Origin of the sequence: Serratia sp. X10, from assembly GCF_017811775.1 — a bacterium.
GTDB classification, from domain to species: domain Bacteria; phylum Pseudomonadota; class Gammaproteobacteria; order Enterobacterales; family Enterobacteriaceae; genus Serratia; species Serratia ureilytica.
This window is the reverse complement of the sequence record NZ_JAEIOH010000009.1, coordinates 171,702-194,731: the sequence shown is the minus strand read 5'-3', so window position 1 is coordinate 194,731 and position 23,030 is coordinate 171,702. Positions and strand designations below refer to the sequence as shown.

The 23,030-nt window shown below is 60.2% G+C and carries 16 protein-coding genes; 4 read left to right on the top strand and 12 right to left on the bottom strand.

Annotated features, from left to right (window positions below; translation table 11 throughout):
• Nucleotide 1: 1 nt before the first annotated feature.
• From rseP to rpsB, 8 genes are all read right to left on the bottom strand, one after another.
• The gene (gene rseP, locus J9788_RS22805; RefSeq protein ID WP_025304033.1) at nt 2–1,357 is read right to left on the bottom strand and encodes a sigma E protease regulator RseP; all 1,356 of its coding nucleotides are present in this window, start codon (nt 1,355–1,357) and stop codon (nt 2–4) included.
• A 27-nt stretch (nt 1,358–1,384) separates the two neighbouring features.
• On the bottom strand, nt 1,385–2,227 hold the full coding sequence (gene cdsA / locus J9788_RS22800; RefSeq protein WP_046899064.1) for a phosphatidate cytidylyltransferase: 843 nt from the start codon (nt 2,225–2,227) through the stop codon (nt 1,385–1,387).
• Nucleotides 2,228–2,236: 9 nt separating this feature from the next.
• Nucleotides 2,237–2,995, bottom strand: a complete 759-nt coding sequence (gene ispU / locus J9788_RS22795) for a (2E,6E)-farnesyl-diphosphate-specific ditrans,polycis-undecaprenyl-diphosphate synthase (RefSeq protein ID WP_033644874.1) — start codon at nt 2,993–2,995, stop codon at nt 2,237–2,239.
• A gap of 268 nt (nt 2,996–3,263) precedes the next feature.
• Nucleotides 3,264–4,469 carry a 1-deoxy-D-xylulose-5-phosphate reductoisomerase gene (gene ispC / locus J9788_RS22790; protein ID WP_046687715.1) on the bottom strand — a complete coding sequence of 402 codons (1,206 nt, stop codon included), beginning with the start codon at nt 4,467–4,469 and terminating at the stop codon, nt 3,264–3,266.
• 157 nt (nt 4,470–4,626) lie between these two features.
• Nucleotides 4,627–5,184 (bottom strand): ribosome recycling factor, encoded by a 558-nt coding sequence (frr, locus tag J9788_RS22785; RefSeq protein ID WP_025160240.1) that lies wholly within the window; start codon nt 5,182–5,184, stop codon nt 4,627–4,629.
• 119 nt (nt 5,185–5,303) lie between these two features.
• On the bottom strand, nt 5,304–6,029 hold the full coding sequence (gene pyrH, locus J9788_RS22780; protein ID WP_004931940.1) for a UMP kinase: 726 nt from the start codon (nt 6,027–6,029) through the stop codon (nt 5,304–5,306).
• Nucleotides 6,030–6,177: 148 nt separating this feature from the next.
• Complete coding sequence (gene tsf / locus J9788_RS22775; protein WP_016929890.1) at nt 6,178–7,029, bottom strand: translation elongation factor Ts; 852 nt, start codon at nt 7,027–7,029, stop codon at nt 6,178–6,180.
• Nucleotides 7,030–7,158: 129 nt separating this feature from the next.
• Entirely contained in the window at nt 7,159–7,884 is a 726-nt protein-coding gene (gene rpsB / locus J9788_RS22770; RefSeq protein ID WP_016929891.1) for a 30S ribosomal protein S2, read from the bottom strand.
• 345 nt (nt 7,885–8,229) lie between these two features.
• On the opposite strand from rpsB, the gene map reads away from it, so the two are divergent.
• The 4 genes from map (at nt 8,230) to J9788_RS22750 (ending at nt 13,147) form a co-directional block, all read left to right on the top strand.
• Nucleotides 8,230–9,024, top strand: a complete 795-nt coding sequence (gene map, locus J9788_RS22765; protein ID WP_028127527.1) for a type I methionyl aminopeptidase — start codon at nt 8,230–8,232, stop codon at nt 9,022–9,024.
• A 73-nt stretch (nt 9,025–9,097) separates the two neighbouring features.
• The gene (glnD, locus tag J9788_RS22760; protein WP_033652507.1) at nt 9,098–11,761 is read left to right on the top strand and encodes a bifunctional uridylyltransferase/uridylyl-removing protein GlnD; all 2,664 of its coding nucleotides are present in this window, start codon (nt 9,098–9,100) and stop codon (nt 11,759–11,761) included.
• A 42-nt stretch (nt 11,762–11,803) separates the two neighbouring features.
• Nucleotides 11,804–12,628: a 2,3,4,5-tetrahydropyridine-2,6-dicarboxylate N-succinyltransferase gene (gene dapD / locus J9788_RS22755; RefSeq protein WP_004931932.1), complete on the top strand. Its 825-nt coding sequence runs from the start codon at nt 11,804–11,806 to the stop codon at nt 12,626–12,628.
• Between the two features lie 129 nt (nt 12,629–12,757).
• Nucleotides 12,758–13,147 (top strand): DUF3461 family protein, encoded by a 390-nt coding sequence (locus J9788_RS22750; protein ID WP_004931929.1) that lies wholly within the window; start codon nt 12,758–12,760, stop codon nt 13,145–13,147.
• A gap of 57 nt (nt 13,148–13,204) precedes the next feature.
• On the opposite strand, the gene J9788_RS22745 is transcribed toward J9788_RS22750, so the two are convergent.
• Genes J9788_RS22745 through J9788_RS22730 form a run of 4 tightly spaced genes read right to left on the bottom strand, consistent with a single transcriptional unit; the run spans nt 13,205 to nt 22,895 of the window.
• On the bottom strand, nt 13,205–13,657 hold the full coding sequence (locus J9788_RS22745) for a flavodoxin (protein WP_046899062.1): 453 nt from the start codon (nt 13,655–13,657) through the stop codon (nt 13,205–13,207).
• A 33-nt stretch (nt 13,658–13,690) separates the two neighbouring features.
• The gene (gene truC, locus J9788_RS22740) at nt 13,691–14,461 is read right to left on the bottom strand and encodes a tRNA pseudouridine(65) synthase TruC (protein WP_182265791.1); all 771 of its coding nucleotides are present in this window, start codon (nt 14,459–14,461) and stop codon (nt 13,691–13,693) included.
• A gap of 60 nt (nt 14,462–14,521) precedes the next feature.
• On the bottom strand, nt 14,522–16,870 hold the full coding sequence (gene pbpC / locus J9788_RS22735) for a penicillin-binding protein 1C (protein WP_182265792.1): 2,349 nt from the start codon (nt 16,868–16,870) through the stop codon (nt 14,522–14,524).
• A gap of 49 nt (nt 16,871–16,919) precedes the next feature.
• Nucleotides 16,920–22,895, bottom strand: coding sequence for an alpha-2-macroglobulin (locus J9788_RS22730; protein WP_182265793.1), 5,976 nt, complete (start codon nt 22,893–22,895; stop codon nt 16,920–16,922).
• Nucleotides 22,896–23,030 lie beyond the last annotated feature (135 nt).

The window sequence follows — 23,030 nt, the reverse complement described above, 5'->3', positions numbered from 1 at the left end:
CCTAAAGGCGGGAAAAATCATTGAAAAGTGCAAGACCCATCAACAACACCAGCACGATCGAACCTATGCGGTAGCTGTAGTCCTGTACTCGCTCGGAAACCGGCCCACCCTTCAGCTTTTCTATCGCCAGGAAGAGGAGATGCCCACCATCTAACACCGGTAATGGGAACAGGTTGATGATCCCCAGGTTGACGCTAATCAACGCCAGGAACATCAGATAATACACGAATCCGACTCCGGCTGACGCCCCAGCTCCCTGTGCAATCGAGATCGGGCCACTCAGGTTGTTCAGCTTTACATCACCGGTTATTAATTTGCCCAGCATGTTGACCGTCAGCCGCATCAGCTGCCAGGTCTTGTCGCCGGCCTGATACAGCGCCGGGAACGGTCCATACTGACGAATCGTCTTATACTCTTCCGGCAGCGGCAGCACCTTTGGAATGATGCCTGCAAACCCCACCGATTTGTCTTTTCCCACCGGCTTTGTATCCGGTATCAGCGTCAAAGACAAGGGGGCACCGTTTCTTTCAATCTCCAAAGCCAGCGGTTGCCCCGGGCCATCGTGGATACGCTTCACCAGCGTCTGCCAACGACCCAACGGCTGACCATCGACTTTAACGATCCTGTCCCCCGCTTGTAAACCCGCCTTTTGCGCCGCCGAGTTCGGCTGCACTTCCGCCAACACGGATTCGATCTGCGGGCCGCGCGGCATAATCCCCAGTGCGACAACGGGATCCTGCTTGTCCGGTTCAAAGTTCCACTGGCGCAAGTCCAGGGTTTTGGTCACCACCTGCGAAGAGCCGAACGGCGCTACGCCGACTTCGGTTTGCGCATCGCCAATCTTCGCCACCAGCGCCAGACGAACTGACTCCCAATCAGGCGTTTCGATGCCGTCAACCGACTTTAGTTCCATGCCAGACGAAATTTCAGCCTTGGCGGCGATCGATTGCGGCGCGATTTCGCCGATCACCGGACGGAAACTCGGCACGCCGATGATGAACACCAGCCAGTAGGCAAGGATAGCAAACAGGAAGTTGGCGATAGGGCCGGCGCTGATGATGGCCGCGCGCTGCCAGACGGTTTTATTGTTGAAGGCCTGGTGGCGCATCTCCGGCGCCACCGACTCCACGCGCTCGTCCAGCATCTTCACGTAGCCGCCGAGCGGGATCAGCGCGATAACGTACTCGGTGCCCTGGCGATCGGTTCGGCGCCACAGCGCCCGGCCGAAGCCGATGGAGAAGCGTTCAACGCGCACGCCGCAACGACGGGCAACCCAAAAGTGTCCGAACTCATGCACGGTAATCAAGATACCGAGCGCAATCAGAAACGCCACCAGGTTCCAAAGCACGCTGACCATCATCCCTCACTTTCCGTCATCGACGGATTAAAACACCAACAGCATCAGGCAGGCAAACACCGGCACCGCCGCGGTCAGGCTGTCGATACGATCCAGTATGCCGCCATGACCGGGAATCAAATGCCCGCTGTCCTTGATGCCCGCTTCGCGTTTGAACATGCTTTCGGTCAAATCGCCCAGCACCGAAGCCAGCGCGGCGATCACCGAACAGGCCAGCAGCGTGGTCGGCACCACGTTCAGCGGCGCATAGCGGCCGAACAGCCACGAGATCACCGCCGACGTCAGCAACCCGCCGATCAACCCTTCCCACGTTTTGCCCGGTGAGACCTTCGGTGCCAGCTTATGCTTGCCGAACAGCTTGCCGAACATGTAGGCGCCGGAATCCGCGCCCCACACCAGCAACATCACATACAGCAGCCACCAGGCGCCGGTAAACGGGTTTTGCTCGTAACCGTACTGGCGCAGCGCCAGCATGCCCCAGAAGAACGGCACGATGGTCAGCAGGCCAAACAGCAGGCGCAGCGGGCGCGAATTGCGCCAGATAGCGGCCGAGCCGGGATAGAACAGCACCAACAGCAACGCCGCCAGCCACCAGGCCAACGACAGCCACAGCGAGCCGCTTATCTGTGGCACGGATTGATGGTAAGCGGGGACGCTGAGCATCATCAGCGCAAGCAGAAAACCGCACAGTATCGCCAACCAGATGCGCTGCGAACGGGAGGTAAAACCGGCCAATTGGCCCCACTCCCAGGCAGCTAACATGCACACGACGAGCGTTACCAGAGCAAAGGCCAACGGCGGCAACAGGAACAGCGCCGCGATAACGATCGGGATTAAAATCAGAGCAGTTATGAGGCGATACTTCAGCAAAAGTTCTCCCTAGGACGCATCGGCGCCGTTAGGTGTTGTTCCCCCGAAGCGGCGCTCACGTTGTGCAAATGCATTCAGCGCACCTTCAAAGACAAGTTCATCGAAATCAGGCCAGAGCACATCAGTAAAGTAAAGTTCAGCATAGGCGATTTGCCACAGCAGGAAATTACTGATGCGATGCTCGCCACCGGTGCGGATAACCAGATCCACCGGCGCCAGGTCGCTCATGCAAACCCGCTCGTTCAATAATTCCTCGCTGATCTGATCCGGGTGCAACTCGCCTACCCGTACCTGTTCGGCCAGTTCCCTTACTCCCTGAATGATATCCCAACGGCCGCCGTAGTTGGCAGCGATATTGAGCGTCAGGCCATCGTTATTTTCCGTCAGAGCTTCAGAGCGGCGGATCCGCTCCTGCAAACGCGCGCTGAATCGGCTGATATCGCCGATCACTCGCAGCCTGACGTTATGTTTATGCAGGCTTTTTACTTCACTATCCAAAGCGCGGACAAAAAGCTCCATCAGGGCAGAGACTTCCTGCACCGGACGGTTCCAGTTTTCGCTGCTGAAGGCATAAAGCGTGAGCGCATCTAAATGGTGGCTGGCGGCAAAACTGACCGCGCGGCGAACCGATTTCACCCCTGCTTTATGACCGAAGACACGTAACTTGCCCTGACGTTTGGCCCAGCGTCCGTTACCGTCCATGATAATGGCGACATGGCGCGGCCCCGGGGAAGATGGATTAGCCTCTTGTTGGTTTGCGGACGACATAACTCGTACTTATTTCCTCAATAGAAATATAACTGCCTTTCCGGAACATCAGGCCCTTACGCGCAAAAAAAGCCGTGTGCCCGACACGGCTTTCAGCCTGCCCTTGCGATACCCGGCGCAGCCGGGCCGCCATTGACGCACAAGGCGCCAATCGGGCCATAATTCAACGGTATAACCGCTGACAGGTGGCGCAGACTATACCACCTCAGCGGGGCATGAACAAACGGCCCCGCTGCGGCGCACGCGAATGACGAGCAAAATCGGATAATCACCGTGATCGGCCGCACAACGCGCGAACCCGCTCCTCAGCGGCGGCGCGCGCCTGACGGTCAATGTCTAAGACCGCTTCGATGCTCGTCGGTTCCTGCAGCGCGAGACGTTCCACCACCTGGCGATTGACCGCCGCGATATCGGTAAAGCGAATCTGCTGCTGCAAAAATGCCGCCACGGCGATTTCGTTGGCCGCGTTCAGCGCGGTGGTGGCCGCCTGGCCGGCATCGAACGCTTCGATCGCCAAATACAGGCAAGGATAACGCTCACGCTCCGGTTCGGCGAAGGTCAGCGAACCGATACGGCAGAAGTCCAGCGCTTCCACACCGGAATTCACACGCTGCGGATACGCCATCGCATGAGCGATTGGCGTGCGCATATCCGGTGTCCCCAACTGCGCCAGCACGCTGCCGTCGGCATAGCGCACCATCGAGTGAATCACCGACTGCGGGTGCAGGATCACTTCCATTTGCTCGGCCGAGGCGTTAAACAGCCAGCGGGCCTCAATGTATTCCAGACCTTTGTTCATCATGGTGGCGGAATCCACCGAGATCTTGCGGCCCATCGACCAGTTTGGGTGGGCGCAGGCTTGATCCGGCGTCATCGCGGCGAACTGTTCCAACGGCGTGGTGCGGAATGGGCCGCCGGAACCGGTAAGCACGATGCGCGAAACACCATGACTGTCCAGTGAAGAGTATCCCAACTGGCGCTGAATGTTCTCAGGCAAACTCTGAAAAATCGCGTTGTGCTCGCTGTCGAGCGGCAGCAGTTGCGCCTGGCTTTGCCTCACCGCGTCCATAAACAGGCGGCCGCAGGTGACCAGCGACTCTTTGTTGGCCAGCAGCACCTGCTTGCCCGCGCGGATCGCCGCCAGCGTCGGCAACAGCCCCGCGGCGCCGACGATGGCCGCCGTCACTTGATCGACGTCATCCAAAGCGGCCAATTCGCAGGCCGCTTGTTCCCCGGCCAACACTTCGGTAGCGACGCCGTTCTCCGCCAGGATAGCGCGCAGCTCGCGCGCGGCGCTTTCATCCGCCATCGCGGCAAACGCAGGCCGAAATTCCATGCATTGCTGCGCCATGACCGCAACGTTGCGGCCGGCCACCAGCGCTTTGATCGCAAAACGGTCGAGATTCGCCCTGACCACGGCCAGGGTGCTGGTCCCTACCGAGCCGGTCGAGCCAAGAATGGTCAGTTGCTTCATGAGTTCACTCTGAATAACTGTCTGATGAGATCGGAGGTGCTCCAGTGTGGAACCTTGGACACCGCTTGTCCATGATCTTTCAGTACGATGAAACGGGATCTGCGCCACAAAAAACAAAGCGCCGCCCAGGCGACGCTTTTTTTCTGCGCGATGCTGATTAGAATTCCATCAGCTCTTTTTCTTTCTCCGCCAGCGCGGCGTCGACCAGCTTGATGTAAGCGTCGGTCATTTTCTGAATCTCGTCTTGTGAACGACGCTCTTCGTCTTCGCTGATCTCTTTATCTTTCAGCAGCGCCTTGACCTTGTCGTTGGCGTCGCGACGCACGTTACGCACCGCTACGCGGCCCTGCTCGGCTTCGCCGCGCACGATCTTGATCAGATCCTTACGACGTTCTTCGGTCAGCGGAGGCAGCGGAACGCGAATGTCAGAACCGGCGGAAGACGGGTTGAGGCCCAGATCGGAGCTCATGATCGCTTTCTCAACGGCCTGGCTCAGGCTGCGGTCGAATACGTTGATTTTCAGCGTGCGGGAGTCTTCCACGGTCACGTTGGCCAGCTGACGCAGCGGCGTAGCGGCGCCGTAGTATTCCACCATGATGCCGTCCAGAATGCTTGGAGAAGCGCGGCCGGTACGGATCTTGCTGATTTGGTTTTTGAATGCTTCTACGCTTTTTTCCATGCGTGAATCAGCATCTTTTCTGATTTCATTAGTCACGTTGCAAACCCTTGGAAGCTGGTTACTTGGCAGGCGATACTCAAGTATAGCCCGTAATCGTACTCGAAGAGCGCGCGGCGCCTGGCGTCACGCGCTCCGAAAAAGAGGTGTGAACAGCCTTATTTGCTGATCAGCGTACCTTCGTTCTCACCCATCACCACGCGGCGCAGCGCACCAGGCTTGTTCATGTTGAACACGCGGATCGGCAGACCGTGATCGCGGGCCAGCGTAAACGCCGCCAGATCCATCACTTTCAGCTCGCGCTCCAGCACGTCCTGATAGGTTAATTGTTCATACAGCGTCGCATCCGGGTTTTTCACCGGATCGGCGGAGTATACGCCATCCACTTTGGTGGCTTTCAGCACCACGTCCGCTTCGATCTCGATGCCGCGCAGGCAAGCGGCGGAATCGGTGGTAAAGAACGGGTTGCCGGTACCGGCGGAGAAGATCACCACGCGGTTGTTGCGCAGCAGGCTGATCGCCTCTGCCCAGCTGTAATTATCACATACGCCGTTCAGCGGGATCGCTGACATCAGGCGGGCGTTCACATAGGCACGGTGCAGTGCATCACGCATAGCCAGGCCGTTCATCACGGTAGCCAGCATTCCCATGTGGTCGCCCACTACGCGGTTCATGCCGGCTTGCGCCAGCCCCGCGCCGCGGAACAAGTTCCCGCCGCCAATAACTACACCGACCTGAATTCCCAGTTCGACCAGCTCTTTCACTTCCTGAGCCATGCGATCCAAAACGCTGGCGTCGATACCAAAACCTTCTGCACCTTGCAGGGCTTCGCCACTCAGTTTAAGCAGAATACGCTGATATACGGGTTTTGCATTGGTTGCCATGGTGTTCTGTCCTAAGAAGCAGTATTAGTATTGGGGATTTCAGCCGATGAAACGCGCCTGAGGTGAGCATCACGCTGCAGGGCCTGCCACCGGTGTAATTCTGGCTGGATAGTATGGAACCGCCAGACGGCGGTTCCATCGACAGTCATTAAGACTGTTTGCTCATCGCGGCAACTTCAGCAGCGAAGTCGGTTTCGACTTTCTCGATGCCTTCGCCCACTTCGAAGCGAATGAAGTTGGTGACGTCAGCGTTGTGCTCTTTCAGCACCTGAGCAACGGATTTGCTCGGATCCATAACGAAAGGCTGACCGGTCAGAGAAACTTCGCCGGTGAATTTCTTCATGCGGCCTTCAACCATTTTCTCTGCGATTTCTTTCGGCTTGCCGGACTGCATGGCGATGTCCAGCTGAACCTGGTACTCTTTTTCTACCACTTCAGCAGACACGTCTTCTGGCTTCACGAACTCTGGCTTGCTCGCCGCAACGTGCATTGCGATTTGCTTAACCAGCTCTTCGTCAGCGCCTTTAGCCGCAACCAGAACGCCGATGCGCGCGCCGTGCAGGTAGCTGCCCAGCACGTCGCCTTCCAGGGAAGCAACGCGACGAATGTTGATGTTTTCGCCGATTTTTGCCACCAGCGCTACGCGCTCTTCTTCGAACTGTGCTTTCAGCACGTCAACGTCAGTGATTTTGCCGGCCATAGCGGCATCCAGCACTTTGTCGGCGAACGCCTGGAAACCGGCGTCTTTCGCAACGAAGTCAGTCTGGCAGTTAACTTCCAGAATGATGCCGTAGTTGCCTTCGATCTTGGTTTTGATCACGCCGTCAGCAGCCACGTTGCCTGCTTTTTTAGCGGCTTTAATCGCACCGGACTTACGCATGTTTTCGATTGCCAGTTCGATGTCGCCGTTGGATTCAACCAGCGCCTTCTTGCAATCCATCATGCCAGCGCCGGTACGCTCGCGCAGTTCTTTTACCAGGGCAGCGGTAATATCAGCCATTTATTTTTCCTCGGTTATCTCGCGTGGAGACAGTTCTCATTCAGATAAGCAAAGGGGGCCTTTACAGGCCCCCCTAACCAACATATGTCAATACCTGGTTAATAAGGGCTCAGTGACGAGCTTGCCTTATTATTCAGCTTCTACGAAGCCTTCTTCCGCCTGAACGGCCAGATCTTGAGAACGACCTTCACGCACAGCGGCAGCAACAGCAGTCAGGTACAGGTTTACTGCACGGATTGCGTCGTCGTTACCAGGGATGATGAAGTCAACGCCGTCTGGGTTGGAGTTGGTATCAACGATAGAGAATACCGGGATACCCAGGTTGTTGGCTTCTTTGATCGCGATGTGCTCGTGATCGGCATCGATAACGAACAGTGCGTCTGGCAGACCGCCCATATCTTTGATACCGCCCAGGGAGTTTTCCAGCTTGGCCAGTTCACGAGTGCGCATCAGCGCTTCTTTCTTGGTCAGCTTGTCCAGGGTGCCGTCTTGAGACTGGATTTCCAGATCTTTCAAACGCTTGATGGACTGACGAACGGTTTTCCAGTTAGTCAGCATGCCACCCAACCAGCGGTGGTTCACGAAGAACTGGTCACAGCTGTTCGCAGCGTCTTTTACCGCTTCGCTTGCTGCGCGTTTGGTACCAACGAACAGGATCTTGCCTTTACGGGAAGAGATCTTGCTCAGTTCAGCCAGAGCGGCGTTGAACATTGGTACGGTCTGCTCCAGGTTGATGATGTGAACCTTGTTACGAGCGCCGAAGATGAAAGGCTTCATTTTCGGGTTCCAGTAACGGGTCTGGTGACCAAAGTGAACACCAGCCTTGAGCATGTCGCGCATGGAAACAGTTGCCATGATTAAACCTCTATAGATTAATTGGGGTTATGCCTCCACGTATCCCATAACGCCGACCCTGGCGGCGACAAGTCACCTCAGGGCACCCCGGCGGATGTGCCGATACGTGTGTGTTATTTACACAAAATGAGTGCAGTTAAAGTATTTTCGGCCCATTCCCGCCAGGTCACAAGAACCAAGACACGGATCGCCGGCGCGCTTTATACCATAAACCCGCCGCCGACACCAACTTTTGTTGCGTTTCGCCGGGCGTCAGGAAATGAAATTTGGCAGCCCCCGGCCGGGCTGATACCATAAGTCACTGCTTCTTATTGTCGACGATAACGACACCTGCGGACGAATTTCATGGCAATCTCAATTAAAACACCTGATGACATCCAAAAAATGCGCGTGGCCGGCCGCCTGGCAGCCGAAGTGCTGGAAATCATCGAGCCGCACGTCAAACCTGGCGTGACCACCGGCGAGCTGGACCGTATCTGTCACGAGTACATCACCAACGAACAGCAGGCCATTTCCGCCTGCCTCGGCTATCACGGCTTCCCGAAATCCGTGTGCATTTCGGTGAACGAAGTGGTGTGCCACGGCATCCCGAGCGACGACAAAACGCTGAAAGACGGCGATATCGTCAACATCGACGTGACCGTGATTAAAGACGGTTTCCACGGCGACACCTCGAAGATGTTCATCGTCGGCAAACCGACCATTCTGGGCGAGCGCCTGTGCCGCGTCACTCAGGAAAGCCTGTATCTGGCGCTGAAGATGGTCAAACCGGGCATCCGTCTGCGCACCCTGGGCAAGGCTATCCAGCAATTCGTCGAAGCCGAGAAGTTCTCCGTGGTGCGCGAGTACTGCGGCCACGGCATCGGCGAAGTGTTCCACGAAGAGCCGCAGGTGCTGCACTATGACGCGGACGACGGCGGCGTGGTGCTGCAGCCGGGCATGGCCTTCACCATCGAACCGATGGTCAACGCCGGCGATTACCGCATCCGCACCATGAAAGACGGCTGGACGGTAAAAACCAAAGATCGCAGCTTGTCGGCGCAGTATGAGCATACTATTGTGGTGACTGATAACGGCTGCGAGATAATGACGTTGCGCAAGGATGACACCATCCCCAACATCATTACGCACGAGATGTAAGCACCGCGGCGAACGCCGCGTGCGGAATATCACCAGGCCGGCTTATGCCGGCCTTTTTTATGGGCTGCGCACTATGTCTGACAATCTTCTTCAACAGGCGGCCCCGGCCGTGCCGATGCCGCCCGCCTCCCCCAGCGCCTACGGCGACGACGAGCTCACCTGCCCGGTGCTGAAACAGCGGCTGGAGCAGTTCCAGCTGTGGCTGGCGGCGGCGTTCGACGCCGGCTCCAGCGCAGAAAGCCTGGTGGCGGCGCGCAGCGACTTCATCGATCGCCTGCTGCGCCGGCTGTGGACGTTCTACGGCTTTGAAGATATCCCGGAAACCGCGCTGGTGGCGGTCGGCGGCTACGGCCGCGGCGAGCTGCACCCGCTGTCGGATATCGACGTGCTGGTGCTCAGCCAGCGCCGGCTGACGGAGCAACAGTCGCAGCGGGTCGGCGAATTCATCACCCTGCTTTGGGATCTCAAGCTGGAAGTGGGCCACAGCGTGCGCACCCTGGAAGAGTGTCTGCTGGAAGGGCTGGCGGATCTGACCGTGGCCACCAACCTGATCGAATCGCGCATGATCTGCGGCGACGTCGCGCTGTTCCTGCAGATGCAAAAACATATCTTCAGCGACGGCTTTTGGCCTTCGCCGCAGTTTTTCCACGCCAAGATCAACGAGCAGCAAGAACGTCATCAGCGCTACCACGGCACCAGCTATAACCTGGAGCCGGATATCAAAAGCAGCCCCGGCGGCCTGCGCGACATCCACACACTGCTGTGGGTGGCGCGCCGCCACTTCGGCGCCACCTCGCTGGACGAAATGGTCGGCTTCGGTTTCCTCACCCAGGCCGAGCGCAACGAGCTGAACGAGTGCCAAAGCTTCCTGTGGCGCATCCGTTTCGCGCTGCATCTGGTGCTGCCGCGTTACGACAACCGTCTGCTGTTCGATCGCCAGCTCAGCGTCGCGCAGCTGCTGCGCTATGAAGGCGAAGGCAACGAACCGGTCGAGCGCATGATGAAAGACTTCTACCGCATGACGCGGCGCGTCAGCGAGCTGAACCACATGCTGCTGCAGCTGTTCGACGAGGCCATCCTGGCGCTGGACGCCACCGAAAAACCGCGTCCGCTGAACGACGATTTCCAACTGCGCGGCGATCTGATCGATCTGCGTGACGAAACGCTGTTCATCCGCGAGCCGCAAGCCATCATGCGCATGTTCTACCTGATGGTGCGCAACCGCGAGATCAAAGGCATTTACTCCACCACCGTGCGCCAGCTGCGCCACGCGCGCCGCCACCTGAAACAGCCGCTGTGCACCATCCCGGAAGCGCGCGATCTGTTCATGGCCATTCTGCGCCATCCCGGCGCGGTGTCGCGCGCGCTGGTGCCGATGCACCGTCACAGCGTGCTGTGGGCCTATATGCCGCAGTGGGGCAAGATCGTCGGGCAGATGCAGTTCGACCTGTTCCACGCCTATACCGTCGACGAACACACTATCCGGGTGCTGCAGAAGCTGGAGAGCTTCGCCGATCCGCAAACCCGGCCGCGCCATCCGCTGTGCGTGGAACTGTATCCGCGCCTGCCGCACCCGGAACTGCTGCTGCTGGCGGCCTTGTTCCACGATATCGCCAAAGGGCGCGGCGGCGATCACTCGATCCTCGGCGCGGAGGACGTGGTGGAGTTCGCCGAGCTGCACGGCCTCAACTCGCGAGAAACCCAACTGGTGGCCTGGCTGGTGCGCTGCCACCTGCTGATGTCGGTCACCGCGCAGCGCCGCGATATCCAGGATCCGACGGTGATCCAGCAGTTCAGCAGCGAAGTGCAGAGCGAAACTCGCCTGCGCTACCTGGTATGCCTGACGGTGGCGGATATCTGCGCCACCAACGAAACCCTGTGGAACAGCTGGAAGCAGAGCCTGTTGCGCGAGCTGTATTTCGCCACCGAGAAACAGCTGCGCCGCGGCATGCAAAACAGCCCGGATCTGCGCGAACGCGTGCGCCACCACCGGCTGCAGGCGCTGGCGCTGCTGCGCATGGACAACATCGACGAAGAGGCGCTGCACCGCATCTGGAGCCGCTGCCGCGCCGACTATTTCCTGCGCCACTCGCCGAATCAGCTGGCCTGGCACGCCCGCCATCTGCTAGCCCACGATTCCACCCAGCCGCTGGTGCTGGTCAGCCGCCAGGCGACGCGCGGCGGCACCGAGATCTTCATCTGGAGCCCGGATCGTCCTTATCTGTTCGCCGCCGTCGCCGGGGAGATGGATCGCCGCAACCTGAGCGTGCACGACGCCCAGATCTTCACCAACCGCGACGGTATGGCGATGGACACCTTTATTGTGCTGGAGCCAGACGGTAGCCCGCTGGCGCAGGATCGCCACGCGGCGATCCGCCAGGCGCTGCTGCAGGCCATCACCCAGCGGGAGTACCAGCCGCCGCGCGTGCGCCGCCCCTCTTCCAAGCTGCGCCACTTCAGCGTGCCGACCGAGGTCACCTTCCTGCCGACCCATACCGATCGCCGCAGCTACCTGGAGCTGACCGCGCTCGACCAACCTGGCCTGCTGGCGCGGGTGGGCGAAGTGTTCGCCGATCTGGGGCTGTCGCTGCACGGCGCGCGCATTTCCACCATCGGCGAGCGGGTCGAGGATTTGTTCATCCTGGCCGACGGCGAGCGGCGCGCGCTCGACCAAGAAACGCGCAGAAAGTTGGAGCAACGGTTGACAGAGGCCCTCACCCCAAACGATAAAATGTGATACAAGTAACTTTTTACCGACAACATCAGGAAAGAGAACAGCATGCAGCAATTACAGAACGTTATTGAAAGCGCCTTCGAACGCCGTGCGGACATCACCCCGGCGAACGTAGACACCGTAACGCGCGAAGCGGTAAACCAGGTGATCGGCCTGCTGGACAGCGGCGCCCTGCGCGTCGCCGAGAAGATCGACGGTCAATGGGTCACCCATCAGTGGCTGAAGAAAGCCGTGCTGCTCTCTTTCCGCATCAACGACAACAAGGTGATGGACGGCGCAGAAACCCGCTACTACGACAAAGTGCCGATGAAATTCGCCGACTACGACGAAGCGCGCTTCCAGAAGGAAGGCTTCCGCGTCGTGCCGCCGGCCACCGTGCGCCAGGGCGCGTTCATCGCTCGCAACACCGTGCTGATGCCGTCTTACGTTAACATCGGCGCCTACGTCGACGAAGGCACCATGGTCGACACCTGGGCCACCGTCGGTTCTTGCGCGCAGATCGGCAAAAACGTTCACCTGTCCGGCGGCGTCGGCATCGGCGGCGTGCTCGAGCCGCTGCAGGCCAACCCGACCATCATCGAAGACAACTGCTTCATCGGTGCGCGTTCCGAAGTGGTGGAAGGCGTGATCGTGGAAGAAGGCTCGGTGATTTCGATGGGCGTCTACCTCGGCCAGAGCACCCGCATCTATGACCGCGAGACCGGCGAAATCCATTACGGCCGCGTGCCGGCGGGTTCGGTGGTGGTTTCCGGCAACCTACCGTCGAAAGACGGTTCTTACAGCCTGTACTGCGCGGTGATCGTCAAGAAAGTCGACGCCAAAACGCGCGGTAAAGTCGGCATTAATGAGTTATTGCGCACTATCGACTAAATTGAAATAGCGGGTGATTCACCCGCTATTTTTTTGTCTGCGTTTCGCTGGCAGTCACAGTCGCAGATCTCGCTTTCCGCCATAATCGCAGTCGTGGAATATAACGATCACATCTAAAGAGGGCGCAGTATGTACGATAACTTGAAGAGTTTGGGCATCAATCAACCGGAAGACGTCGATCGCTATAGCCTGCGTCAAGAGGCCAACAACGACATCCTCAAGATCTATTTCCGCAAGGACAAGGGCGAGTTCTTCGCCAAGAGCGTGAAGTTCAAGTATCCGCGCCAGCGTAAAACCGTGGTGGCGGACAACGCCGGCCAGGGCTACAAGGAAATTCACGAGATCAACCCGAACCTGCGTTACGTGATCGACGAGCTGGATCAGCTGTGCCAACGCGATCAGGTGGAAGTGGATCTGAAGCGTAAAATCCTCGACGACCTGCGCCATCTCGAAGGCGTGGTGTCGCACAAGATCGCCGAGATCGAAGCCGATCTGGAAAAACTCACCCGCGGCAAATAATGCGGATCGGTTGACCCGCATCATCGTTAAGGCGCCCTTTTGCGGCGCCTTTTTACGTTATGACTGCAGCAGCGTGCCCCACTGCTCGACCCACGGGCAGGCGACCACTTCCGGCTCCGGCTGTTCCATCGCATCGATTTCCAGCACTTCGCCAACGCGAGTGGCGCCCTGTTCCTGCAACAGCGCATCGAACGTGCGCCCGGCGCCGCAGAAGTGGTCATAGCTGCTGTCGCCGAGGGCGATCAGCCCATAGCGCAGCTCCGGCTGATAGCCAACCTGATCGCGGATAGCGTGGAACAGCGGCGCGATGCTGTCCGGCAGATCGCCCTGCCCGGTGGTGGAGGTGATCACCAGCGCGTAGTGCTGACGATAAAACTGCCAGGCCTCCAGCGTGCCCTCTTCGAACAGTTTGACCTCATGGCCCTGCTCGCTGAGGATGTTTTGCGCCTCTTCCGCCACCAGCAGCGAATTGCCGTAGACCGTTCCCACGAAGATACCAACCTGAGCCATGGCTCCTACTCCCTTCATTACCTTTAAAAATTGTCAGCTATCCTGACCGTTAGCCGCGCTAAACTCAACCCCGGCAAGTTCAGGGAATACCCCTGCCCAACCGAACTGCGCCATCACCCCTTGCCAGGCCTCGTCCCAGCGCGCCGTCACCTGCAGCGGTTCGCCGGTCACCGGGTGCGACAGCTGCAGATGGCTGGCGTGCAGCATCAGGCGCGGGCAGCCGAAATGCTGCGCCATACCGCGGTTCTGCCGCAGATCGCCATGCTTGCTGTCGCCGATGATCGGATGGCGCAGGTGCGCCATATGGCGCCGCAGTTGGTGCTTGCGGCCGGTTTCCGGCTGCAGCTCCACCAGGCTGTAACGCGCGCTGTCGTAGCGGCCGACGGCCACCGGCATCTCTACCTGCGCCAACGGCCGGTAGTGCGTCACCGCCGGCTGCGGCCCCTTGTCGGCATCGGCATGTTTATCGGCGATTTTATCCAGCTCCGTCGTCAGCGGGTAGTCGAGGGTCGCCCCCTCCTGCACGTAACCGCGCACCACCGCATGGTAGGTTTTCTGCACCTGATGCTGCTCGAACTGCTGTGACAGCAGACGCGCCACCTCGCTGGAGAGCGCCATCAGCAGCACGCCGGAGGTCGGACGATCGAGACGGTGCACGGTAAAAACGTGCTGCCCGAGCTGATCGCGCACCGTCTGCATCATAAAGCGAGTTTCATGACGGTCCAGCCAACTGCGGTGCACCAACCAGCCCGACGGTTTGTTCACCGCCACCAGGTGTTCATCCTGATACAAAATCTCAATCACATCGCTTTCCCAGGTCAATAGCCGTTTCGGGCGCGAGTATAACAGGCATGACACGCAACGCTAGTTCACCCATTCGATGGTCACCAGGCGCGTATCAGCGCGGCCGCGATCGTCCACCGCCCGGATGCGGTAGCGCCCGTTGTTGATCGGCCGCCAGTCGATCGGCTTTTTGCTGGCGCTGCTGCCGAGATAGATATCGTCGACGAACCAGTACACCGTCTTGCTGTCGGCGTCCGTCACCGCGCTGAAGGCGATTTTATCCCGACCCTGCTGCGACTGACGCAGGGTATAGGTGGTGTTCTTCAGCGGTGAGGTGATGCGCGGCGCGTTGCCGCCGACGGCGATGCCGTTGTCCTTGCAGCGATTGACCGGCGGCGCCCGCTTCGGCAGCCCGGCCTGGGCGAACACGTTGGCCAGATCGGATGGCCAGAACTCAAAGACCTCGGTGCGGGTCTGCGCCGCGTCATACGGCGGGCAAACGACCTCGCCGCTGTGAATATCCAGCACCACAGGCCGGTAGACGCTGTCTACCTTGATCGGCGACTTGCCGGGAATGAACCAGGTCTTGCCCTTTTGCTGGCACCACGGCGTCGGCAGATCGCCGCTGGCGAGACAGATGTCTACCCGCCGCAGCCGCTTGGGGAACGGATGTTTCGGTTCCCGCAGGGCGGGATAGCTGGCGTTGACGCTGTCGATGATATTGAAAAACAGCGGCGCGGCCGCCTCGGCGCCGACCAACGCATTGTTGCCGCGCCCATCGAAGTTGCCTTCCCACACCACCAGCACGTAAGGGCCGAAAATCCCGACGCTCCAGGCGTCGCGAAAGCCCCATGAGGTGCCGGTCTTCCAGTACACCGGCAGCGACGAAGAACGCTGCGCCAGCGTATCGCCCGGCCGCCGGTGCTGGCGCAGCATATCCAGCGTGATGAAACTGGCCTCCTCGCTCAACAGCCGCACCGGCGCCGATTCAGCCGCGTTAACCTGCATGCGCAGCGGCCGCAGCTCACCGCGGTTCGCCAGCAATGCATACAGCTTCGCCAATTCCTGCGCCGTCACCTCGCCGCCGCCCAGCACCAACGACAGCCCGTAGTGGCTTTCGTTGGCCATATTGGCGACGCCGGTCAGGCGTAAAAACTGATAAAAGGTCGGCTGACGCAGCTGTGAAGCGACATACACCGCCGGAATATTGCGGCTGAAATTCAGCGCGTCGGTGGCGGTCACCGGGCCGAGAAAGCGCCGGTCGAAATTTTCCGGCGCATAGGCTCCAAACGACGAAGGCACGTCTTTCAGGATAGTCATCGGATGCAGCACGCCCTGCTCCATGCCCAGCGCATAGATGAACGGCTTCAGCGTCGATCCCGGCGAGCGTTTGGCGTTGGTGCCGTTCACCTGCCCCTGAATAGGGCGATTGTAATAGTCCGCCGATCCCACCAGCGCACGCACCCCCATATCGCGGCTGTCCACCAGCAGCACAGCGGCATTCTGAATGCCGCGGCTGCGGTTGCGGGCGATAAAGGCATTGACCTGCCGCTCGACCAGCCGCTGCAACCCGGCGTCCAGCGTGGTATCGACGCGGGTATCACGTTGCACCAGTTGCTGCGTCTGCAGGCGCAGCTGTTCGATAAAGTGCGGCGCGATATAGGGTACTTGCTCAGGCTGGCGCAGCGCCAACGGCAGGCGGAACAGCGTTTGCTGGCTGGCGTCGGTCGGGTAAACCTGCTGCCAACGCTGGAACAGACGATTGCGCGCCTGCGTCAACGCCGCGCCGAGCACGCCGGTTTTCGGCTCCAGACGGTAGCTGGGTGACTGCGGCAAGACCGCCAGCGTCAGCGCCTCCGGCAGAGTCAACTCCCGCGGCGACTTGGCGAAATAGATCAGGCTGGCGGCGCCGATGCTTTCAATGTTGCGGCCGTAGGGCGCGTAATTCAAATAGGCTTCCAGGATATCGCGCTTGGAGTAGCTCAGTTCCAGCTGCACCGCACGCAGCACCTGCAACACCTTGCCGCCCGGCGTACGGGTATTGAGATGCCAGCGCATGCGCGCCAGCTGCATGCTGATGGTCGAACCGCCCTGCATTTTGCCGCCGGCGACATAGCTGCGCCAGAAACCGCGCATCAGGCTGACGGGGTTAAAGCCGGGGTTATAGTAGAACCAGCGATCTTCGTGCAGCAGCAAGCCGCGCACTGCCAGCGGCGACACTTGCTCCAGCGGGGTCCACAGCCGGTAGCGATCGTCGTTGGCCAGCGTAATGCGCAACAGCGCGCCGTGCCTGTCGTAATAAACGGAAGACTGCGGCAGCCCCTGCCACAGGGGCGGATGCGGCCACAGCCGAATTGCGGTCAACAGCAGAGCCAGTAAAAACACCGCCATCAAGCCGTTTTGCAGCACGCGCCCGGTCAGGATCTTCATACGTTCTCAGCATTCCGGCGCCAGACGCTGGCCTGGCGCCGGATACGGCCTAGTCGTTGCCCGCCGGCACCACCACCAGCTTGCCGCCGCCAGCCGACATGGCCTGCACTTCTCGGTCATACATGGCTTCGCCGTAGGCCGGTGGAATAATAAAGCTGCCGGTATTGGTGGCCTTGATCTGATAGACAAACTCCTGCACCTCGGTGCCGGCGCTGCCGTAGATAATCACCCGATCTTCACGGATATCGCTGTAATCCGGCGCCCAGGTGGAGCCGGTGGCGGCCAGCGGCGACTGCCAGCCATCGCGATCGTCGCTCTCCTCACCGGCATCGGCCGGTTCCGGCGGCGTCTGCTGCACCACTTCGAACCCGCCCGGCAGCAGATCGACAATCGCCAGGTTGCTCTGCCCCTCTTTCGAGTTGGCGCGCACCTTCAGATGGACGTTGATCTTCTGCCCCAGCGTCACCTGCGTCACCGGTTTGCCCTGTTCGTCGGTGTACTCGCGGACGATCTCAATCCCGCGCGACAGCGCTTTTTGCGGCGCGTTCAGATCGTAACCGGCCTGCGTCACCACATACCAGGCCGGCGCGTTGCCGCCGTTGGTGAAGCGCACGGCGGTGGCATCGGCGTTGAACTGCCCCTGAACGAACAGCCCCTGCAGCTCACTGATGCGCTGCGGGTCGCCGCCGCTTTTGCCCACCTGCACGATGCCTAACGCGTCCGCATTGGCGGATTGCGCCGCCACCTGGGTCGAATAGCTTTCCAGCGCCAGAATGCTCATCGCGGAAGAGTAGGTGGTATAACGCTCTTCTTTCAGTGCCTTGACCATATTCTCCAGCACCTGCGGCGGAATCGACGCCACCTTCTCCGGGAAGTGGCGGGTAATCAGATACAGCCGCGTCGCATCCTGCACCAGCGGATCGAAATAGTTCTGCGTCCACCAGGCACTGTCATAGGCCTTGCTCAGCTGCTGCCAGCTCGGTTGCAACAGCGCGGCGGCTTCGTCGTCCATCTTCAACAAGCGATAGGAAGAGGCCAGATACAGCGCGCTCAGATCGGTTTTCCACCCTTCGCCATAGCGTTTTTGCAGCGTATCCTGCACGGCCGCCAGCGAGTTGGTGGTCACTTCGCCCTGCAGCGTCAGCAGGTAGACCGCCCAACTGCGCAGGCGCAGCAGATACAGATCGTCGAAACCGCTGGCCGCCAGCTCACGCAACGCGCCGTTGGCTTCGTCCAGCATGCCTTCCGGCAGGGCGTAACCCGCCGCTTTGGCCTCGAGCAGATATTGCACCACATAAGGCGTGACGAAAGGATCGGCATCCGGCGACGAACGCCAGGCGCCAATCGCCCCGCTGTCGTTCTGACGGGCGCGCAGCACCCCCAGCAGGTTGCGCAGCTGCTTGCTGACTTCCGCCTGGCTCAGGCTGCTTTTCATCTCTGGATGGCGGCTCTGCAACATCAGCGGAATGGAACGGCTGACGATCTGCTCGGAACAGTAATACGGATAATCCGCCAGGTATTGCGCCAACCCGCTGGTCAGCACCAGCGGCGAATTCGACACCGCCGCCCGGCGCTGCGCGAAGGCGTCGAACATCTGGCGCAGCCCATCGACATTCTGGCTGCCGCCGCTCATGCGCCCCATCACCGATTGAGTGCGGTACGGCGCCGCCGGCCGCACCGAGGTGCTGACGGTGCGACGGCTGGCCTGGTCGCCGTAACGGGCGTCGAACACCAACGGCGCATCGCCCAGCACGGCTTTGGCGCGCAGACGGAAGGTGATCACGCCTTCGCGTTTTTCCGCCAGCGTCAGGCTTTGCGTCGCGTTGCCCACCACTTCCAGCTGCTGCGGCGGCGTCAACAGAACATTGACAGCCACCGACTGGCCGTTCAGCCCTTCGAGGTTGTTGCTGACGCCCACGCTGACGTCGAACTCATCGCCCGGCGCCACCATCGCCGGCACGTTCGGCGTCATGATGAAGCTGTCGCGCACTGTAGCGGCGGTTTGCGCCTTGCCGATTTTCTCCGGCGTCACCGAAATCGCCATGACGCGGATCTTGCCGTTGAAGTAATCCGGCACCGGGTAGACGAACTGCTTCTCGCCGCTGACTTCGGTAATGCCGGACCAATAGGCCACCGGCTTGTCGCGCTTGCGTTTGAACGGGTTGAGGTTGAGATCCAGCCCTTCGCCCGCATCGCCGCCCGGCGCCGCGGTCAGCGCCATCAGCTTGCTGAATTCCGGCAGGATCAGATCGAGGATCTGCGAGCTGCTCACGTTCAGTTCGCGCTTGCTGAAGAAGAACTCCAGCGGATCCTTCAGGCGATAACGCGCCACCTGCAGAATGCCCTCATCGACGGCGAACAGCGCCACCTGCTGCGGCGCATCGGTCTTGACCGTCATCGTCAGGTTTTCACCCGGCTTGATGACCTCCGGCGCCGTCACCTCGAGGCTGTTTTGGCGCGCCTTGGTGCTGATCTTGAACGGCATCACGCCGTAGCTCAGCGGGCTCATGAAGATCTCGCTGGAGTTGATGTCGCGCACGAACTGCACGTTGATGTAGCCGTTGCCCTCCATGCCGGCCGGCACACGGATCTTCTGCACCGAGCTGGTGGTGTCGGTGTGGAACCACTGCCAGGCGTAAACTTTGTCCTTCTCGATGGTGATCAAGCCGCTGCCGGTATAGGGCGCGTTAATCGCCACCTCGATCTCTTCGCCGGGCTGGTATTCCGCCTGGTTCAGTTTCAGCTTCAGTTCGGCGTTGCGATCCAACGAACGGCTCAGGTTGGCGTTGCCGGCTACGCTGTAGGCGACGCGGTTAAGCGTCTTGCCCTGCGCATCTTCGATCACCAACACGAAGTCGCCCGGCTTATCGGTCGCCAGTCGCAGATCCGCGCCCTGTTCGCCCAGCGCCAGCGGCTGTTCCGAGAGCTGCACTTCCTTCATCTTCGACTGGTATTTGTAAACGCCCGAATCCTGCTTGGTCAGCACCGAAATATATTTTTGCTCTATCAGCACCTGTTTCAGGTTCGGCATGGCGATCTGTTTCAGGGCCGGATCGATGGCGATCACGTTCAGATGCCGCTCCGCGTCGCGATTGATGTAACCCAGATCGCCGTCGGCCTTCACCCCAATCAGGTAATCGTAAGGCGAAACCAGCGTACGGGCGGTAGCCGCCACCGAGCGCCCGCCGCCGGCAACGAACGCCTCCGACAACAGCTGCAGCTGATAAGTGGCGTCGGCGTAAGATTCCAGATCGAGCGGAATATCGGCCGCACCGTGTTCATCGGTGGTGCGATCTTCCAGCTCGGTTTCGAACCCGTCGCTGTTTTGCCGGTTTTCGTAGAACGCATAATCCGGGAAGCGATCGAAGCTCGGATACATCGGCCGCAGCGTCAGCCTGGTAGTCACGCGGCGATCTTGCGCCGGGGTGCCGAACAGGTTCTGCACATCGATGCTGGCCTTCAGCTCAGACGGTTTGACCCAACCTTGCTGGCGGTCCGGCGTCAACGCCAGCTTCACTTTCAGCTGATCCGGCTCAAACTCCTTCACATTGACTGCGGTATGGCCGAGCAGCGTAGAGGTGTCGTTGTTTTTGCCGATCAGATACAGATAAACGTTCCACTCGCCGGTGGGCGAGTTTTCATCGGTGGTATAACTCAGTTCGTTGAAACCGCTGGCGCCCAGCGTCAGCGGCACGGTGGACATCAGCTTGTCGCGCGGATCGCGAATTTCGGCGCGCACCGGCACGCCGGCGAGGCCAACGCGCCAGTCGGCGGCGCGAGTGATCAGGCCGATATTGAAGGTATCTCCCGGCCGATACACGCCGCGATCGGAGAACAGGTAGCTGCTGAGCGTGCGCGGATCGGTCGGCGTTTGTTCACCGGCAACGTCGAAGCGCGAGAAATCCAGCCCGCGATCGTTATAGCTGCCGGTCGGCAGGAAGGAGACATCCCCTTCTTTCTCCACCAGGAACATCACCGGCTGGCGCTCGTTGGTGTACACATCCAGCGCCGGGAAACGCACGTGGCCGTCGGCGCCGGTGGTTTGGCTGAGCAGCGTCACGCCGTTTTTGGCCACCACCGATACGTTGGCGCCGCTGACCGGCGCACCGCTTTGGATCGACTGCACGAAGACGTCGCGCGTCTTATCCTGCGAGCTCTTGGCGACGATGCCCAGATCGGTCACCACCACAAAACGCGAATCGCCGACGTCGGGCTGTTCTTCCCCTGCGCTCTCGTCCTGTTCCTGCTCCTGCTCGGCACCCGCCTCTTCCGCCGCCGGTTTCCGGTTCGGTTGCCATTCGGACAGCGTCAACAGGAACACTCCGCGATGGGAGCTGGCGTTGGTGGAGAGATAACGGGAGAGATCGATGCCCTGATAGTTCACTTCCCCCGGCCGCTCGTTGTTAAGCGCGGTCTGGTATTTGAAGTGTTCGGTAAAATATTCGTCGTTGAGCCGGTTGAATTCCGTGGACGAATACTCTCGGCTTTTGAAGGAGACAATGTGCTGCAGCTGGCTCGGAATCACCCGCTTGATGTCCAGCCGCAGGCCCGCCACGTTGCGCGCCGCCACGCTGATCTGCTTGTCGCCATTGACCGACAGCAGCGAGCCCTGCGACATGAACTGCAGCGATTTCGGGAACTCCGGCACTTCGACCACCCGATAAACCTTCTTCGGCATTTTGTAACCGCCGGCGGAGACCAGCTGGTTATCGATCTCGAGCAGCATAAAGCGGTGCGCCGGGGCGTCAAAACGGAAGCTGAACTGCGGCTGATAGGCCTCTTCCGCCTCGTTAAGCGTCAACGGCAGCGGCGTCGCCTGCGCCAGCACGTTCTTGCCGACGCTGTCTACCGTCCATGGGTAAAAATCTTCAGCATCATTGGCGGCCTCGGCATCGCTCGGATCGTGCTGCGGCAGCAGCCAGGCTTTCGCGGCCCGCGCCAGCTCTTTATCCTTCACCGCATCGCTGAAACCAACCACCAGCGCACGCTGGCCTTTACCGCCGTCGGTGTCCACCACCTGGGCGCTGGCGTCGCTCAGCGCCAGGCTGTACAGGGTGGGGACCTTGACCCAGTTGCTTTTCGCCTCTTCGACCACGTTGCCGGCCGCCGTCGATTTAACGCCCTTGCCGACGGTCAGATGTACCGCGCCGCCCTGATCCAGCGCCTGCAGCGGCTCGGAATGCACCCAGGCGTTCAGTTTTTTCTCGTCATAGACCAGAGAGAAATTCAGCTTCTTCTCGGAGGTGGCGCTGCCTTCTTTCAATCCCAGCGAAATCTGTTTTTCAAAGCTGGCGACGTCGACCGGCGCGTTGAACTGCAGATTGAAAATCGCGCTGCGTTTCTGCGCATTCTGCGGATCGCGGTAGTACTCGGCCTGCCCCAGACGGTAGTCGAACGCAGGCACGGTGAAGGCATAGCGGGTTTTGGCGAGTTTGACCTGCGGCGCCAGCAAGATGGCGGGCTCGAGGGTCACGTCATATTTCGCGCCCATCGGCAGCGGCTTTTTCGGCGTGAACACCAGCGTCGATTCATTGTTCCACGCCCACTGTCCTTCCGCCGTCGGTTTGAGGGTGATGCCGGCGCTCACGGTTTTGCCCACCGCGGCGATCGGCGCGACCGAGCCGCTGAAGGCCAGACTCACCGTTTGTGGCACTTGCCGGGCGGCGGTGTAATCTATCGGCGCGGGGTTAGCCAGCGATGCGCTGACCTCCTGAACCACCATCGGCGCCGGTTCGATGGGCTGGGGGCGGTTTTGCCACCAGTGCCAACCGTAAAACGCGCCACCCGCGGCGCCCGCCAGCAGCAGCAGGCCCAGACCGATCGCCTTCGGGTGTTTATCCACGCCGCTTTCCAGCCGCAGAAAACCGCGCGGCAGCGCAGCCCACCAGGCCGGCGCGCGCCAGCTGAGGTTGCCGACCAGCGGTCTCAGCAGCCGCCCCAACAGCGACAAGCCCCCACCCAGCAGGCGGCAAACGCCCTTAACCAGGGTAAAAGGTAAACGCAGGATAAACCTTAATAAATCCATTATTGCAGCACCTCATCATCCTAATGCAGCCCCCCGGTCAACCGCCGCGGTTTAACCGAGCCGAAAGACGCCGTCGGCTCTCCTGCCCGGCATCCGCGCGAGTACTCTACACTGCCGGGCGGCAAAAATCTGCGC

Coding starts and splice junctions, on each gene's coding strand:
- rseP (WP_025304033.1), bottom strand. CDS start 1,357: ATGGTCAGCGTGCTTTGGAACCTGGTGGCGTTTCTGATTGCGCTCGGT.
- ispU (WP_033644874.1), bottom strand. CDS start 2,995: ATGTCGTCCGCAAACCAACAAGAGGCTAATCCATCTTCCCCGGGGCCG.
- ispC (WP_046687715.1), bottom strand. CDS start 4,469: ATGAAGCAACTGACCATTCTTGGCTCGACCGGCTCGGTAGGGACCAGC.
- pyrH (WP_004931940.1), bottom strand. CDS start 6,029: ATGGCAACCAATGCAAAACCCGTATATCAGCGTATTCTGCTTAAACTG.
- tsf (WP_016929890.1), bottom strand. CDS start 7,029: ATGGCTGATATTACCGCTGCCCTGGTAAAAGAACTGCGCGAGCGTACC.
- rpsB (WP_016929891.1), bottom strand. CDS start 7,884: ATGGCAACTGTTTCCATGCGCGACATGCTCAAGGCTGGTGTTCACTTT.
- map (WP_028127527.1), top strand. CDS start 8,230: ATGGCAATCTCAATTAAAACACCTGATGACATCCAAAAAATGCGCGTG.
- glnD (WP_033652507.1), top strand. CDS start 9,098: ATGTCTGACAATCTTCTTCAACAGGCGGCCCCGGCCGTGCCGATGCCG.
- dapD (WP_004931932.1), top strand. CDS start 11,804: ATGCAGCAATTACAGAACGTTATTGAAAGCGCCTTCGAACGCCGTGCG.
- J9788_RS22750 (WP_004931929.1), top strand. CDS start 12,758: ATGTACGATAACTTGAAGAGTTTGGGCATCAATCAACCGGAAGACGTC.
- J9788_RS22745 (WP_046899062.1), bottom strand. CDS start 13,657: ATGGCTCAGGTTGGTATCTTCGTGGGAACGGTCTACGGCAATTCGCTG.
- pbpC (WP_182265792.1), bottom strand. CDS start 16,870: ATGAAGATCCTGACCGGGCGCGTGCTGCAAAACGGCTTGATGGCGGTG.
- J9788_RS22730 (WP_182265793.1), bottom strand. CDS start 22,895: ATGGATTTATTAAGGTTTATCCTGCGTTTACCTTTTACCCTGGTTAAG.